The following is a 14731-nucleotide window of genomic DNA, read 5'->3' as shown; positions in this document are numbered from 1 at the left end:
TATTACTGCAGAGCATGCGCGAGCGGCTGCCGGCGCTCTGTGCGCAAACGCACGCAGCCTGGCGCAGTCAGCGCCACTGGCCGTAGACCATGCCCTGCGGCTCCGCTTCCTGCCATAGCGGCTGCGGGAACCAGTCGCGCGGATCGACGCGGAAATAACGCCTGAATTCGGCGTACAGGTCCGGATGGCGCGCCGCCAGCGCGTGCGGCTGCTCGAAGAAGCTCTCGGTGGCGACCGCGAAGAATTCGGCCGGGCTGCTGGCGCCGTAGGGATCGAGCACGTCGCGGTAGCCCCAGTAAGTATCGCGGCGCAGCAGCTCGAAGTCGCGCGACAGGATCGCCGACCAGCGCTGGTAGCTTTCCGTGCTGCCGAGGATGGGCGCGCCGTTGGTGCTGCCGGATTCGCTGTCGAGCTGGTGCGCGAACTCGTGCAGCACCACGTTCTGCGCGCCTTCCGGCTGGTGGCCGGCGCGCTGCACGTGGTCCCAGGACAGGATCACGCGGCCGTCGCCCCAGGATTCGCCCAGCAGGTCCTGGCGCGTCTCGGTGACCACGCCGCCGGCATCGACCTCCTTGCGCGGCACCAGGAAGGCACCCGGATACACCAGCACCGCGTGCAGGCCAGGGTACACCTCGGTGGTGCGGTTGAGCAGCAGCAGGCAGGCCTGGGCCGCGATCGTCACCCGCATCTCCTCGGTGATCTCGAGCCCGGCGCAGCCGACGAAGGTCTTCTCGTGCAGGAAGCGCTTGACCAGGACCTGCAGCTGCTCGCGCAGCGGCGCCGGCATGCCGCGGTACTGGACCACGTTGCGCTCGATGAATCCCAGCTGGGCGGCGTCGAGGGGACGCGCCAGCGCCCGCCCCAGGCGCCAGCGCGGCAGGCCCCAGGCCAGCAGCAGCCCGGCCGCGATGGCGGCGCAGGCGATGGCGGCGCCGGTCTCCATCACGCGGCCTGGGCGCCCGCCGGCGCGCCGGACTGCCCGAAATGCGCCTCGACCGCATCGGCGCCGCCGATCCGCGTGCCGCCGACGAACACCTGCGGCCAGGTCATCTCGCCCGAGACGGCGCGCAGCACGCTGGTGGTGATCTTCTGGTCCTGGGGGATGTCGGTGAAGGCGATGCCGCGCGCCTTCAGCACCGCCTTGGCGCGTGCGCAGAACGGGCAGCCGGGTTTGGAAAACATGACCACCGGCTCGATCGGCTTCGCTTCCGGATTAATATGGCGCAGCATGGTGTCGGCGTCCGACACTTCGAAGGGATCGCCCTCCTTGTCCGGCTCGATGAAGATCTTGTCGACGATGCCGTCCTTCACCAGCATCGAATAGCGCCAGGAGCGCTTGCCGAAGCCGAGCTCGCGCTTGTCGACCAGCAGTCCCATGCCTTCGCTGAAATCGCCGTTGCCGTCCGGGATCATGGTGATATTGTCCGCTTCCTGGCTGCGCTGCCACTCGTTGACGACGAAGGGATCGTTGACGGTGATGCAGACGATGTCGTCCACGCCATTATCGCGCAACACCGGCGCCAGTTCGTTATAGCGCGGCAGGTGGGCGGAAGAACAGGTCGGCGTATAGGCGCCCGGCAAGGCGAACACGACCACGGTCTTGCCCTTAAACAGCTCGTCGGTCGTGATGTCGCGCCACTGCTCGTCGGGCCGCGCCTTGAACGTGACCTGGGGAACGGGCTTTCCTTCCAGCGATTCGGCACTCGGTAACATGGGATCTCCTGTGGTTGACGGGCGCGGCGACTTGCCGCTTCCCGCCGCATATGGGAGCCCTTATCGACTTTTCAATTGGTAAAAAAAAAGCCACCGCCCGGAGGCGGTGGCGCGCATCGTGCCGTTTCCCCGCATGGCGGCTGTCTGGGCCGCGTACGGGGTCAGGGCAGATTCGGTGCTGGCCGGCTTATTTGGCGACCTGGCTCGGGGCCGGGCCAAACAGGGCGGCGACCAGCGGATCGCGGGAAACCGGGCTGCGGTTCACGCGGATCGCGTAGTGGGTGTCGTCGGCCAGGATGTGGAAATGGCGGCCGGTGCCGGCCATGCTCTGTTCGCGCAGGCCCGGGCGCTCCTTGCGGGGGGCGGCGCCTTCGCGCTTCGGCTGGCAGATCGCGGCCAGGAAGGCCTTGACGCGTTCCGGATCCGGGGAGATGCGGTACACGGCCTTGCCCAGGTAGGTGGCGGTACCCTCGATATAGCGGGCCAGTTCGATCACGCCGGCTTCGCGCAGGTCGCGGATGTATTTGCGGGCGCCCGACGGCGAGAATTTCAGGAACCAGGCGATTTCGTCGGCCAGCATTTCGTGCGTCTGCAGCTCGCCAATCAGCTTCTGCATGTTCTCGATGCGGCGCTGGGTGGCCGAGGTCGACCGCACACGCTCGATCGGCGCCAGCGAGATGGGCGCGCGTTCGGTCGGTTGCGGCGGGACACGTTCGATCAGTGCAGAGTTGCTGGAAGTGTGCACTGCGCCGATGTCGCCTTGCACCGCATTGTGGTGAGTCGCTGCATGCATGTTGGTTTACTCCATTTAATGAGACTGTGTTCTGTGTGGCCCGGACCGGCGTTTTTCTGTATGACCCCCAGACAACTCGCCGGTTCCGCTTAACTGGATACAAGGTTGCCTGCGTCAGACCCGGAGTTCTGTGCGCCAGCCAACATTGCCGAAAATTTCTCAAAGTTATTAAGTGAGCCAGCGTATTGACGCGGCACAAGCGTTTAATTGAGAAAACGGGAAAGAACAGCGGTTTTTATGACAGCCACGGTAGTAAGTGACCGGGTGTCCCAGGCTGTATGTCCGGGGAAGAAGATAAAGATCGTTACACCGCGATCGAACAACTATTACAAAATGAAACAGTTAGTGATAACACTTTCTCTAGTTTTCTTGCGTACGGGGAATTTATCAACGACATAGCCGAAGATGAGCCCATCTTAAGCCACCCTTTGTGGCTGAGCAGGAAAAAAATGGAACTGTCGCGTTGCGAATTTGTCACAAACACAGTTGCCTTGGTGCGGTAGCGCACGGACCCTGGGAAACACAGGCTTGTATTCTTGACCACAACATCACTGTTTAGGCACGCGATGTAAGCACATTTACAACCAATGGGAGTTACCTGTGAATAATATGAAGAAGATCGCTCTGGCTGCCGCCCTGCTCTGCTCGGCTGGTTCGACGCTGGCTCAAGAAGTCATCAATCCGTCGTGGTACATTGCGCCGACCGTCGTCGGCATCAAGCCCGACCACGACTTCGGCGTCGGCGACAAGGACTGGGGCGGCGGGTTGAAGTTCGGTAAACCGGTGCACCCGCTGTGGGACATCCAGATCGGCGCGACCCATGCCCGCTCCGACAACAGCCTCACCAATTACCGCCAGACCCTGGTTGGTGTCGACGCGCTGCTGATGCTTTCGCGCAAACAGATCCGCCCCTTCCTGCTGGTCGGCGTCGGTGGCGAGCGTGACCGCGTAAGCCGTGGCAACTACAACGCCTCCGGCTGGTCGCCGTACTACACCGCCGGCCTGGGCGTCCAGGCCAGCCTGAACGACCGCTGGTCGGTGCAGCTCGACGGCCGCGCCGTGAAGAGCAACCTGCGCCACGACGACGAATTCGGCTTCTCGAAAGCCCTCACCAAGTATGTCGGCTTCAGCCTGATCTACGCCTTCAACCCGCCGCCGGCACCGCCGGCACCGGCCCCGGCTCCGGTCGTGGAAGCCCCGGCACCGGCACCGGCCCCGGTCGTGGAAGCCCCGCCGCCGCCGCCGCCGCCGGCCCGCTTCGAGAAGGTGACCCTGTCGGCGACCGAACTGTTCGCCTTCGACAGCGCCACCCTGTCGATGCCGCAGCCCAAGCTGGACGACATCGCCGCCGCCCTGCAGGCCGATCCGTCGATCACCGACGTCGACATCACCGGCTACACCGACCGCATCGGTTCGCCGAAGTACAACCAGAAGCTGTCGGAGCGCCGCGCCAACGCCGTGCGCGAATACCTGGTCGGCAAGGGCGTCGACGCGAACCGCCTGAAGGCCTACGGCAAGGGCGAGAAGAATCCGGTGGTCACCGACTGCCACCAGAAGAAGCGTTCGGAGCTGATCGCGTGCCTGGCGCCGAACCGTCGCGTGGAAGTCGAGCAGATCACCGTCGAACGCCGCGTGCAGTAAGCAGTAGGGTGAACATGAGCGGGAGCGCACGCGTTCCCGCCGGCCCGGCCACCCGCAGGACCCCGACCCGTGCTGGTCACTCGACGCGCCTTCGGGCGCGTTCTTTTTTTGGAGAAGCGATATGGATGTAAAAAACTGGGCACCGTTTTCGCGCAAGGTCATCCACGTGATGCGCTGCGCCGTCACCGAATGGATGGAGCACCGCGCATCCAGCAAGGGCGCGGCCCTGGCCTTCTATTCGCTGTTTTCGCTCGCGCCCATCCTGGTGCTGGTGATCGCCGTCGCCGGCTTCTTCTACGGCGCCGAAGCGGCCCAGGGCCAGCTGATCGGCGAACTGCGCGGCCTGGTCGGCCCGAAGGGCGCGCAAACCATCGAAGCCATCCTGGCCGGCGCCCAGAACAAGGACAGTGGCCTGTTCGCCACCATCGTCGCCACCGTGCTGCTGGTGATCGGCGCCACCACCGCCTTTGCCGAACTGAAGGACAGCCTGGACGAGATCTGGGGCGTGCCGCCGCCCAAGGACGCCAGCTTTTGGGACACGATCCGCACCCGCCTGCTGTCCTTCGGCCTGATCCTGACCCTGGCCCTGCTGCTGATGACCTCGCTCGTGGTATCGGCGGCGCTGACCGTGGCCGAGAAATTCCTCGGCGGCTACTGGCATAACGCCACCGTCATCTTCGGCTGGGTCGCCTGGGCCTTCAGCTTCCTGGTGATCGCCACCCTGTTCGGCGTGATCTACAAACTGCTGCCGCGCATCAAGCTGTCCTGGCACGACGTCACCATCGGCGCGCTCGGCACCGCGGTCCTGTTCACCTTGGGGAAATACGCGATCGGCCTGTATATCGGCAACAGCGGCACCACCAACAGCTTCGGCGCGGCCGGCTCCCTGATCGCCCTGCTCCTGTGGGTGTACTACTCGGCGCAGATCTTCTTCCTGGGCGCCGAATTCGCCCGCCAGTACGCGATCCAGATGGGCAGCCTGAGCAAGAAGGAAGGCAAGGAAGTGTCCCCGCTGGGCGACCTGCCGGATGGCCGGCCGGAACGCCGCATCCGCGAACGCCGCACCGCGGGCTCGCGTGATCGACGCACGGGCGGGGCGCCGGATCGGCGGTTGGGAGTGGCTGTCGGCCACAGTGCCTGAACACGTCAGCGTCATTCCGGACATTGCCCGAAATGACTCCCCGCACAGGCGGGGATCCATGCTGAACAACCGGATTCAGGTCATCCGATATCCCTGCCGCGTTTCGGAGAGTACCGGCTTCGGCCGCTCGGCGTGGAGGGAATGACGGGGAGATGCGGGAACGGCGGGTGAAATCACTCCCCCAACAACTCCGCCACCACCTCCATCCCTTCCACCCGCTCGGCCACAACCTTCACCACCACCACCACCGGCACGCCGAGCAGCAAGCCCCACATGCCCCACAGCCAGCCCCAGAACAGCAGGCTGACGAACACGGCGGCCGGGTTCATCTTTGCGATCTTGCCGGTCATCCAGGTGGTCACCACCATGCCCACCAGGGTCGCGATCGCCAGCGAGGCGCCGGCCACCAGGATCACCATGCGCAGCGATTCGAACTGCAGGAAGGCGACCAGGCCGGTGGCCGAGGTAATCAGCAGCGGCCCGAAGTAAGGCATGATGTGGGCGACGCCGGCGAAGATGGCCCAGGCGCCGGCGTTCTCCAGGCCGATCATGCGCAGTACGCCCCACATCAGCAGGGCCAGCAGGGTGTTGGTGACGAGCAGCATGAACATATAGTTCTGGATCGAGGTGTTGATGTCCTCGAGGATGTGCACGGTCACCTTCTTGCGCGTCAGCGAAGGCCCGGTCAGCTTGACCAGCTTGCGCTTGAAGGTGTCGCCCGCCAGCAGCAGGAAGAACACCAGGAAGACCACCATGGTGGCCTGGGAGATGAAGCTGGCCAGGCCCACCGACCCGGCCAGCAGCCAGTCCATCACGCGGAAATTGCTGGCCCCCGGCACGCCGGCCGGCGCCGGATGCTTTTGCTGCTGGGCGCGGCGCGCGTCCGCACCGGCGGCGTGGGCGGCCGCCTGCTCGATCTCCGCGGCGGCGGCCTGCACCTGCTGGATGGTCGAGGGCTGGCCGTCGGAATTCTGGGTGATCAGTCTGGTGACCTTGTGGGTCAGCGCCGGCAGGCCGTCGATGATATTGAAGAACTCGCCCTGCAGGCGCTGGGCGGTGAGCGCCATGCCGGCCAGGATCGCGGCCGTGACCAGGGTGGCGCCGATCGCGCGCTTGACGTGCCAGCGCTCCAGCCAGCGCACCACCGGGCTGAGGGTGTAGGCGAGGAAGATGCCGAGCAGGAGCGGCACGAGGAAATTCTTGGCCCATTGCAGGGCGAAAATGAAGGCGACGGTGGCCAGGATGCCGAGCGACATCCCGCGTGCGTTGACGTGGACCGGCAGGCGCAGGGCGCCGTGCTGGGCCCCCAGCTCTTCGCCGGTAGGGGCGCCTTCGGCGCTCAGCAGGCCGGCTTCGCGCGCCGCCTCTTCCGGCGAGCGCGGCTCCTCGGTGGCTGACGCCGGGGTTGGGTGGTCCGATTGCTCGGCCGAAGTCTTGGCGGTGGGAGCGAGCTGCATGTCGATACCTGAAAAAAGAAAGGCCAACCCTGGGGCTGGCCGATATGTTGCTGTCCAGCCGACGCGCCCGGGCGGACCCCCTGGTGAGACAAACAGGGATCCCCCGCGCGGCCGGAACACACCATCCGGCGTCAGCTCATTCTACGCGCCGGCTTACTTCACGCGAATGTCGTTCTTGACCGAGGACACGCCTTTCACGCCGCGCGCGATGTCGGCGGCGCGCTGGGCGTCGGCCGGATTGGCCACGAAGCCCGACAGCTGGACGGTGCCCTGATAGGTCTCGACGTTGATCTCGGTTGCCTTGACGTTCGGGTCGGCGGCGAAGGCGGCCTTCACCTTGGTGGTGATGCCGGCATCGTCCAGGTACTGGCCGGTGCTTTCGTGGGTGGCGGTCTGGGCGCAGCCGACGACGGCGAAAGCGACGGTGGCGGTGAAGACGGCGGTGGCGATACGTTTGGTCATGGTCATGATGAGCTCCTTGTTGTCAATGCATCACACGGGTGATACGGGATGGCCTTGAGGCCGGTTATAAATCGGGTTGCGGTTCGCGTTTACATCATTTACCGAACTGGGCTTTGGCGTCCGACATGCACTGGTCGCGGGCGGCGCCGGCAAAGGCGTCGCAGCGTTCCTTGGCGACTTTCCATGCGGCTTCCAGCTTGTCGTCACGGGCCTCGTTGCGCGCTTCGATGGTCTTCTGGTCGGCCTTGGCGTCGGCGCGCGCGGCCACCAGCGTGGCCTTGGCCTGGGCCTGGCAGACGTCCCTGTCGTTGCCGGCCAGGCCGGCGCAGCGCGTCTTGTCGCGGTCGTAGTTGGCATCCGCGATCTTCAGGCGGGCGCGGGTGTAAGCCTTCAGCGTGTCTTCGTATTTCGCACGCGCCTCTTCCTCGGCCCGCACGCGCACCGCCTTGGCTTCTGCCACGCACAGATCCTTCGGATTGCCGGTCACGGCATCGCACTGGGCGCGCGCGTTCTTGTAATTGGCGGCCGCCTGTTCACGCGCCTGCTGGTAGGCGAGCTTGGACTCCGGGGTTGCCGCCCGCACGTGCGCTGCCCACAGCATGGCGGCGCCGAGCAATAAAATCATATGGGGTGTCCTCATTGTTTTTCTCCTTTTTCAACACTCAGGTGATGTTTTACTCTGCCGTAACGAAGAGTTCTGTTCGGTGCCGAACACAGTCAAAAGGTGTTGTAAGGACATGGATCAGATGCAAGGAGATAGGGTGCGTCATCGCACAGACCTCAGGCATGCCGCTGCTTAATCTGGGCTTACATCTTTGCCAGGAGAACAAGTCATGAAAGCTATCCGAACTATCGCCGCCCTGGTCGCGGCCGGTGCAGTCCTTGGCGGTTGCGCCAGCAGCAGCCCTGACCCCTATTACGGCAATAATGGCTACCGCGGTGCCGACACCGGCTACCGCAACGACGGCTATCGCAATGACGGCTACCGCGACAGCGCCTCGGCCGGCTACGGCACCATCGAATCGATCCAGGTGACGAATGCGGAAGCCCGCACCAGCGGCGCCGGCGCCATCGTCGGCGGCCTGGTCGGCGCACTGGCCGGCAACCAGGTGGGCAGCGGCGGCGGACGCACCGCGGCCACCGTGGCCGGCGGCGTGGCCGGCGCGGCGATCGGCAACAACGTCGAGCGCAACCGCAATGCCGGCGACGGCCAGCAGGCCTATGCGGTGAATATCCGCATGGACAACGGCGAATACCGCACCATCGTGCAGGACAATGTCTACGACCTGCGCGTGGGCAACCGCGTGCGCATCGTCGACGGCCGCGTGTATCGTTATTAAACGTAGTAAGCGTGCCGGCGCGTGTGCGCCGGCTTTCGTTCGTCCAGAGAATGGAGGACCTATGAGACAGCCACAAGCGTTCGCGCTGGCCGCCGCACTTGCCGCCCTGTGCGCGGGCGGCGCCCAGGCGCAGACCCAGGGCCAGCCCTTCAACGACAGCACGGTCGACAAGAGCGTCGCCGTCAAGCAGGCCAGCGAGATCCGGAAAGGCGACCCGGCGCGCTGGCACAGCGAAGACACGAGCCGCCAGGCGCGCCTGCGCATCCTGCAGAAGGAGATCGGCGCGGCCTACGAGGAAGCGAAGAATGCCTGCCGCGAGAGCGCGGCGTCGGGGCGCAGCGCCTGCCTGAAGGAAGCGCGCGCCGGCTACGAGCGGGATATGAAGAATGCCCCGGCGCAGCTCGACAATGCGCCGAAAGGATCGGTCGAGACCACGGTCCAGACCGTCCAGGGCCCGGCGCCGGCACCGGCACCGACGCCGGCTCCCATGCCGAACTCGCATTGAGAAGGCGCCGAGAAGGCGCTGAGCAGGTCTGCAAAAAGACGGCGTCCAATCCGAGGATTGCGACGCCGCTCAAGCCCCACCATATCCTGTCACACGGACCGGCCCTTCATATTCGAAGGCCGGCCGCGATTCGCCTTCAGTATGCCATGTGTTGCGCGCGTTTGCGCTGTATATACCAAGCGGCAACACCCACCAGGGCTGCGATGCCCAGCGCCGGTTTACCGAGACGCCGCCTACGAATGAAGCCTAGCACGGTTAAGGCGTAAGGCGCCAGCACCGATACACTTGTGCCGGAAGGTTTCAGCAGCATGTCGGCGCGCGCGCGCAGGGCCCAGGTCGCGTGATCGATGACCGAGTGGAACATCACCTCGGGCCGCGCCGCATGCCTGATCTGGGCGCGCGAATGGGCCACGCCCGCGCGAAAGAACTCGGCGTCGCGCAGCAATGCGCGCTTCTTTTCCTCGTGACTGCGATGGTCGTTTTTCTGCATGTTTTTCCCCTTTTGGCTGGCATGCTTACATCAGCATGTCGCGATCGTTGCGCAGTTCCTTCATCGTCTCCGGGAACGCAAGCTTGCCTTGCTTCAGCATGGACAGGCCCCTGGCCACAAGGATGCCGGTGATGACGAGGAAGACGACGAACATGACCAGCAGGATCTTCCAGCCCATTTCGTCCCATGCCAGCGCGACGATGGTCGCCGTTCCGTAGGCGAGGGCGAACCAGGTGGCGAGCACGGCCATCGCGAAGATGGCGACGAGTTCGATCAGGTGGTTGCGCACCTCGGTCAGTTCGAGGGCGGCAAGCTCCACACGCGACACCACCAGGCCGAACAGGTTTTTCGCCAGGCCCGTGATCCCACCCATGAGGCCGGGGCTCTGCACGACGGTTTCGTTATTTTCCATGGCTGCCCCCGGCTCGGATTATTTGCGGCCCAGCAGGACACCGATCAGCAGGCCGACACCGGCCGCCGCGGCAACGGTGCGCCACGGATTGTCCTTCACGTAGACATCGGCATTCTTCGCCAGTTCCTTGCCCTTGACCATGGCTTGATCCTTGTACTCGCTGCCCTTGCCCAGCGCCGCATCCAGCATGCGCATGCCACGTGCGCGCAGCTCGTCGGCCTTGGTGCCGGTCAGGGAAGCGGCCGCGGTCAGCAGCGACTGGGCATCCTTGACCAGGGTTTTCATGTCGGTGCCGGCATCGTCCAGCTTGTCGTCGATGTCGGCGGCGTTGGCTTTGGCGCGTACGGAATTGGCGTTGGCGCGGATGGAATCGAGCATGTTGTACTCCTTGTTCTTGGTGGGTTATGGAAAGCGTTCGTGTCAGGCCAGCAGGTCGCGCATGTCGTCGGCGTGTTCCTCTTCGGTGGCGAGGATCTCGACCAGCATGTTCCTGGTGGTCGGGTCCTTGTCGCCGATCGCCTGGATCATCTGGCGGTAGGACTCGATCGCCACGCGCTCGGCGATCAGGTCGGCGCGGATCATCGCCTGCACGTCTTCGGAGTCGTCGTACTCGGCGTGGCTGCGCTGGGTCAGCGTGGCCGGATTGAAATTCGGCGAGCCGTTCAGCTGGACGATGCGCTCGGCGATGCGGTCGGCATGGTCCTGTTCCTGCTGGGCATGCTCGAGGAACTCGGCCTTGATGTGGCCGGTGTTCGGACCGCTGACCGTGTAATAGTGGCGCTTGTAGCGCAGCACGCACAGCAGCTCGGTGGCCAGGGCGGCATTCAGCATCGCGATCACCGCCTCGCGGTCGGCGGCGTAGCCTTCGGTGACGGCGCCGTCCTCGAGGTTGGCGGCCGCACGGCGGATCTCCGCGATGTCGAAGCCGTGGGCCAGCTTGGAATTCGTCTCGTTCATGGTCAATCTACCCCTTTATCAATAAAGCTCAAGCAAAAATCAACGCACCGCCGCTCGCGGCGGAATCGGCGCGTTCTCGTTCGACAGCACGATCTCGACGCGGCGGTTCAGCTGGCGGTTGGAGGCGCTGTCGTTGGACGCCACCGGATAGGCTTCGCCGTAGCCGCGCGTCGCGACGCGCTGGCGCTCCACGCCGAGGCTGGTCAGGGCCTGGGCCACGGATTGCGCACGGCGCTCCGACAGGTCCTGGTTGTGGGCGTGGCTGCCGGTGCTGTCGGTAAATCCTTCGACCAGCACAGTGCGGTCGGGGTTCTGCATCATGACCTCGGCCAGTTTACGCACGGTCGCCATGCCGTTCGCGTTCAGTTCGGCGCGGTCGGTGGCGAACAGCACGTCGCCGATCGTGACCACCATGCCGCGCTCGGTCTTCTGCGCATGCAGCTCGACCAGAATGGCTTCCAGGCGCGCGGCGCGCTCGGCCAGCTGGGCGTTCTGCTGCTGGGCCGCGGCGGCCTGGGCCTGGGCATCCTGGGCCTGCTGCTGGGCGGCGGCGGCCTGGGCATTGGCGGCGGCGGCTTCGCGCTTGGCACGTTCGGCCTCGGCGGTACGGGCTTCCAGCTGCACGCGGTCGCGCTCGCGGCCGGCGTTGGCGATGTCGGCTTCCGCGCTCTTGGCCTTCGCCACTTCCTGGGCGGTGGCGATGCGCTGCTTGGCCACATAGGCCAGGCGGTCGATGGTGTCCAGGCTCTCGCGCTTGGCGGCGGCCTGGTTGGCGCGGTCGAGGGCTTCGCTGGCCTGGCGGAATTCCAGCGGGGCATTGGCCGACACCTGCGGATTGTTGCTGGCCGCGACGTAGTCGGCGCGCGCCTCGTCAAGGGTCGGGGTGGTGGTCGGCACGGTGCTGCAGCCGGCCAGCAGCACGGCGCCGGCGAAGATCGCCGATGTCAGAAAATGCGATTTCATCGTATGTCCTTTCTTCTTATGTGCGCCTGGCGGGCGCGGTTGTCATGAAGCTCGGCTTACTGCTGCTGGTCCGAATTGGCGCGGTCGACTTCCTGGCGCAGCACGCGCAGGTCTTCGTTGAGCTGGTTCGAGGCCGCGGTCGCCTTGGCCGAACTGGCCTTGGCCTGGGCCAGCTTGGCATCGGCCTGGGCCTGCACGGCAAGTTCGCGCGCCAGCTTGTAGTCCTTGGCGGCCAGCGCCTGGTTGGCGCGCATCATCTTGGCGCGCGCCGCGCTGATTTCCTCGGGCGCCAGTTCGGGCGCGCCGGCGCTCACTGCGTTATCGACGGCGTTGTGCGACACCGCGACGGCAGCCGTGGCCGGGGTCTTTTCCGGGCTGGCGCAAGCGGCCAGGCCCAGGACCGCGGCGACCGCGCCTGCCCGCAGCAGCACATTCATCGATTTCATGTCCATCGTGGTTCTCCCTTGAAGAAAGATTGTGTTGGTAACGTTATAAGCCTCATGCGTAAAGTGTTCGGTTCGCTGCCGCACATTGGGCGGTGTCGGGGCAAGACCCATGCCAGTAGGGTGCGGCATCGCACATAGATCGGCGAACCTTTACGTTAATCTGATCTCAACACATCCCCCCCGAAGGATTGCCCATGACAACCCGACAGCATGAGGAGAACAAGCCGGCGGACCAGGACAGCCACGGCAAGGCAGCCGGCAAGCACCACGGCGGGCGCGCCATGTCGCGCACGATGAAGACCGTGCTGTGGATCCTCGGCATCCTCATCGCGATCCCGGTGATCGCCATCATCATCCTCCTGACCTTCGACTGGAACCGCGCCAAGCCCTGGCTGAACGCCAAGGTCAGCAACGCCATCGACCGCCCCTTCGCCATCGTCGGCGACCTGTCGGTGCACTGGGAACGGCCGTCGGAAAGCATCGTTCCGGGCCAACGCACCTGGCGCGACCACATTCCCTGGCCCCACCTGTACGCGAACGACGTGCACGTCGGCAATCCTGAAAACATGCCGAAGGGCGACACCGCCAGCGTACGCCAGTTTTCGTTCTCGCTGAATCCATTTGCCCTGCTCAGCCACACGATCAATATTCCGGTGCTGCGCTTCGACGGCCCGCAGGTCGAGCTGCTGCGTACCGATGCCACGCACTACAACTGGGCCTATAAACACGAGGAAAAGAAATCGACGTGGAAGCTGGACCTCGAGCGCCTGGTGCTGTCGAAGGGCGTGGTCCACATCAAGGACGCGGTCACCGATGCCGACATCACGGCCGACGTCGACACCATCGCCAACGACCCCACCTACGGGATCGGCTTCAAGGTCCACGGCAGCTACAACAAGGCCCCGGTCACGGGCGGCGGCAAGCTAGGGGGCGTGCTGACCCTGAGGGACCAGGACGTGCCCTTCCCGGTCCAAGCCGACGTGCATTCCGGCCCCTACGCGCTGGCGGTCGAAGGCACGGTCACGCGGCCGGCCAAGCTGGCCGGGCTCGACCTGCGCCTGAAGCTGGCCGGTCCCAGCATGGCGCGGCTGTACGCCTTCACCGGCGTGGTACTGCCGGAAACCCCGCCGTTCTCGACCGAGGGCCACCTGATCGGCTCGCTGGGCGGGGCCTCGGACCGCAAGGGTGGGCGCTGGAGCTACGAGAAATTCAAGGGCCGGGTCGGCGAGTCCGACATCGCCGGCAGCCTCACTTTCCAGAGCCAGAAGCCGCGCAACAAGTTGAGCGGTACCGTGCACTCGAACCAGCTGCGCTTTGCCGACCTCGGCCCGCTGATCGGCGCCGACTCGAATGCCAGCAAGCGCAAGCGCGGCGTGGCGCCGGTGCAGCCGGCAAACAAGGCCTTGCCGGTCGAGAAATTCCATACCGAAAAGTGGAAGGTGCTGGACGCCGACGTGCACTTCTCGGCCGACCGCATCGTGAAGACCGCGCAACTGCCGCTCAGCAAACTGAAGACCCACCTGACCCTCGACAACGGCGTGTTGCGCCTGAAGCCGCTGGACTTCGGCATGGCCGGCGGCAGCGTCACCTCGACCGTCACGCTGGACGGCAGCGGCGGCGGCGGCGGCGGCGGCGGCGGCGGCGGCAAGGATGCGATCAAGGCCACGCTCGAGGCCACCGCGCGCGAGATCGAGGTCAAGCAGCTGTTCCCGCAGATCCAGAAGATCCAGCAGGCCACCGCCGGCGACGTGTATGCCCAGGCCAAGCTGACCGCCACCGGCGATTCGGTGGGCGAGATGCTGGCGAAGTCGAACGGCGAAGTGAAGGGCCTGGTCAGCCAAGGCGTGGTCAGCAAGCTGCTGCTCGAGGAAGCCGGCCTGAACGTTGCCAACGTCATCATCACCAAGCTGTTCGGCGACAAGCAGGTGAAGCTGAACTGCCTGGCCTCCGACCTCGACGTCACCAACGGCGTGGCCAAGACCAATACCTTCGTGCTCGACACCGAGGATGCGATCGTCGACATCAATGGCACGGTCAACCTGAGCAGCGAGCAGATGGACCTGCGCGTCAAGCCGGAGACCAAGGCGCTGCGCATCTTCACCCTGCGCACGCCCTTCTACGTGCGCGGCACCTTCAAGCATCCGGACCTGCAGCTCGACAAGAAGGTGCTGGCGCTGAAAGGCGGCGCCGCGGCCGCGCTGGCCATCGTGGCCGCGCCAGCCGCCGCCCTGCTCCCGCTGATCAACACCGGTCCGGGCAAGGACAGCCCCTGCGCCGCACTGCTGGCCGAGGCCGGCGCCAAGCCGCAGGCGCCGCCGCCGGGCAAGCAGAAACGTTGAGCACGGTAGTGTGAGATGTCGTACAGACCATGGATGTGTGCGGAAGTAATCTGTCATCACTGCATCACGCAA

17 protein-coding genes are annotated in these 14731 nt (G+C 65.3%); 5 read left to right on the top strand and 12 right to left on the bottom strand.

Annotated elements, in window-relative coordinates:
* Positions 1-67: 67 nt before the first annotated feature.
* From AB4Z32_RS22570 to AB4Z32_RS22560, 3 genes are all read right to left on the bottom strand, one after another.
* Complete coding sequence (locus tag AB4Z32_RS22570; RefSeq protein ID WP_442124135.1) at positions 68-943, bottom strand: zinc-dependent peptidase; 876 nt, start codon at positions 941-943, stop codon at positions 68-70.
* Positions 943-1713 carry a glutathione peroxidase gene (locus AB4Z32_RS22565; protein WP_442124106.1) on the bottom strand — a complete coding sequence of 257 codons (771 nt, stop codon included), beginning with the start codon at positions 1711-1713 and terminating at the stop codon, positions 943-945. Before AB4Z32_RS22565 ends, AB4Z32_RS22570 begins: the two co-directional genes overlap by 1 nt.
* 187 nt (positions 1714-1900) lie before the next feature.
* Positions 1901-2506 (bottom strand): winged helix-turn-helix domain-containing protein, encoded by a 606-nt coding sequence (locus AB4Z32_RS22560; protein ID WP_047825542.1) that lies wholly within the window; start codon positions 2504-2506, stop codon positions 1901-1903.
* Positions 2507-3115: 609 nt separating this feature from the next.
* Here AB4Z32_RS22560 and AB4Z32_RS22555 point away from each other — a divergent pair.
* Both AB4Z32_RS22555 and AB4Z32_RS22550 read left to right on the top strand, forming a co-directional pair.
* Positions 3116-4147 (top strand): OmpA family protein, encoded by a 1032-nt coding sequence (locus AB4Z32_RS22555; RefSeq protein ID WP_442124105.1) that lies wholly within the window; start codon positions 3116-3118, stop codon positions 4145-4147.
* Between the two features lie 121 nt (positions 4148-4268).
* Positions 4269-5288, top strand: a complete 1020-nt coding sequence (locus AB4Z32_RS22550; RefSeq protein WP_442124104.1) for a YihY/virulence factor BrkB family protein — start codon at positions 4269-4271, stop codon at positions 5286-5288.
* Positions 5289-5461: 173 nt separating this feature from the next.
* Here AB4Z32_RS22550 and AB4Z32_RS22545 read toward each other — a convergent pair whose 3' ends face one another.
* From AB4Z32_RS22545 to AB4Z32_RS22535, 3 genes are all read right to left on the bottom strand, one after another.
* Positions 5462-6745, bottom strand: a complete 1284-nt coding sequence (locus tag AB4Z32_RS22545; protein WP_442124103.1) for an AI-2E family transporter — start codon at positions 6743-6745, stop codon at positions 5462-5464.
* Between the two features lie 153 nt (positions 6746-6898).
* Entirely contained in the window at positions 6899-7213 is a 315-nt protein-coding gene (locus tag AB4Z32_RS22540) for a BON domain-containing protein (RefSeq protein ID WP_442124102.1), read from the bottom strand.
* An 88-nt stretch (positions 7214-7301) separates the two neighbouring features.
* The gene (locus AB4Z32_RS22535; RefSeq protein ID WP_442124101.1) at positions 7302-7832 is read right to left on the bottom strand and encodes a hypothetical protein; all 531 of its coding nucleotides are present in this window, start codon (positions 7830-7832) and stop codon (positions 7302-7304) included.
* 208 nt (positions 7833-8040) lie between these two features.
* Here AB4Z32_RS22535 and AB4Z32_RS22530 point away from each other — a divergent pair, with 208 nt between their 5' ends.
* A complete protein-coding gene (locus AB4Z32_RS22530; RefSeq protein WP_442124100.1) occupies positions 8041-8547 on the top strand; it encodes a glycine zipper 2TM domain-containing protein in 507 nt (168 codons plus the stop codon).
* Positions 8548-8608: 61 nt separating this feature from the next.
* Positions 8609-9052, top strand: coding sequence for a hypothetical protein (locus AB4Z32_RS22525; protein ID WP_442124099.1), 444 nt, complete (start codon positions 8609-8611; stop codon positions 9050-9052).
* Between the two features lie 136 nt (positions 9053-9188).
* Here AB4Z32_RS22525 and AB4Z32_RS22520 read toward each other — a convergent pair whose 3' ends face one another.
* The 6 genes from AB4Z32_RS22520 to AB4Z32_RS22495 form a co-directional block, all read right to left on the bottom strand.
* Positions 9189-9542 (bottom strand): hypothetical protein, encoded by a 354-nt coding sequence (locus AB4Z32_RS22520; protein ID WP_442124098.1) that lies wholly within the window; start codon positions 9540-9542, stop codon positions 9189-9191.
* Between the two features lie 25 nt (positions 9543-9567).
* Positions 9568-9954, bottom strand: a complete 387-nt coding sequence (locus tag AB4Z32_RS22515) for a phage holin family protein (protein ID WP_442124097.1) — start codon at positions 9952-9954, stop codon at positions 9568-9570.
* Positions 9955-9972: 18 nt separating this feature from the next.
* Complete coding sequence (locus tag AB4Z32_RS22510; protein WP_442124134.1) at positions 9973-10239, bottom strand: DUF883 family protein; 267 nt, start codon at positions 10237-10239, stop codon at positions 9973-9975.
* 135 nt (positions 10240-10374) lie between these two features.
* On the bottom strand, positions 10375-10911 hold the full coding sequence (locus AB4Z32_RS22505) for a ferritin-like domain-containing protein (protein ID WP_442124096.1): 537 nt from the start codon (positions 10909-10911) through the stop codon (positions 10375-10377).
* Positions 10912-10950: 39 nt separating this feature from the next.
* Positions 10951-11874 (bottom strand): OmpA family protein, encoded by a 924-nt coding sequence (locus AB4Z32_RS22500; protein ID WP_442124095.1) that lies wholly within the window; start codon positions 11872-11874, stop codon positions 10951-10953.
* Positions 11875-11930: 56 nt separating this feature from the next.
* On the bottom strand, positions 11931-12311 hold the full coding sequence (locus tag AB4Z32_RS22495) for a DUF4398 domain-containing protein (protein WP_442124133.1): 381 nt from the start codon (positions 12309-12311) through the stop codon (positions 11931-11933).
* Between the two features lie 203 nt (positions 12312-12514).
* Between AB4Z32_RS22495 and AB4Z32_RS22490 the strand changes: the two genes are divergently transcribed.
* The gene (locus AB4Z32_RS22490; protein WP_442124094.1) at positions 12515-14659 is read left to right on the top strand and encodes an AsmA family protein; all 2145 of its coding nucleotides are present in this window, start codon (positions 12515-12517) and stop codon (positions 14657-14659) included.
* The last annotated feature ends 72 nt before the right edge of the window (positions 14660-14731 follow it).

The organism is Massilia sp. 2TAF26 (assembly GCF_052115005.1).
Taxonomy (GTDB): domain Bacteria; phylum Pseudomonadota; class Gammaproteobacteria; order Burkholderiales; family Burkholderiaceae_D; genus Telluria.
The sequence above is the reverse complement of the archived record's forward strand: the minus strand, read 5'-3'. Positions and strand labels throughout refer to the sequence as shown.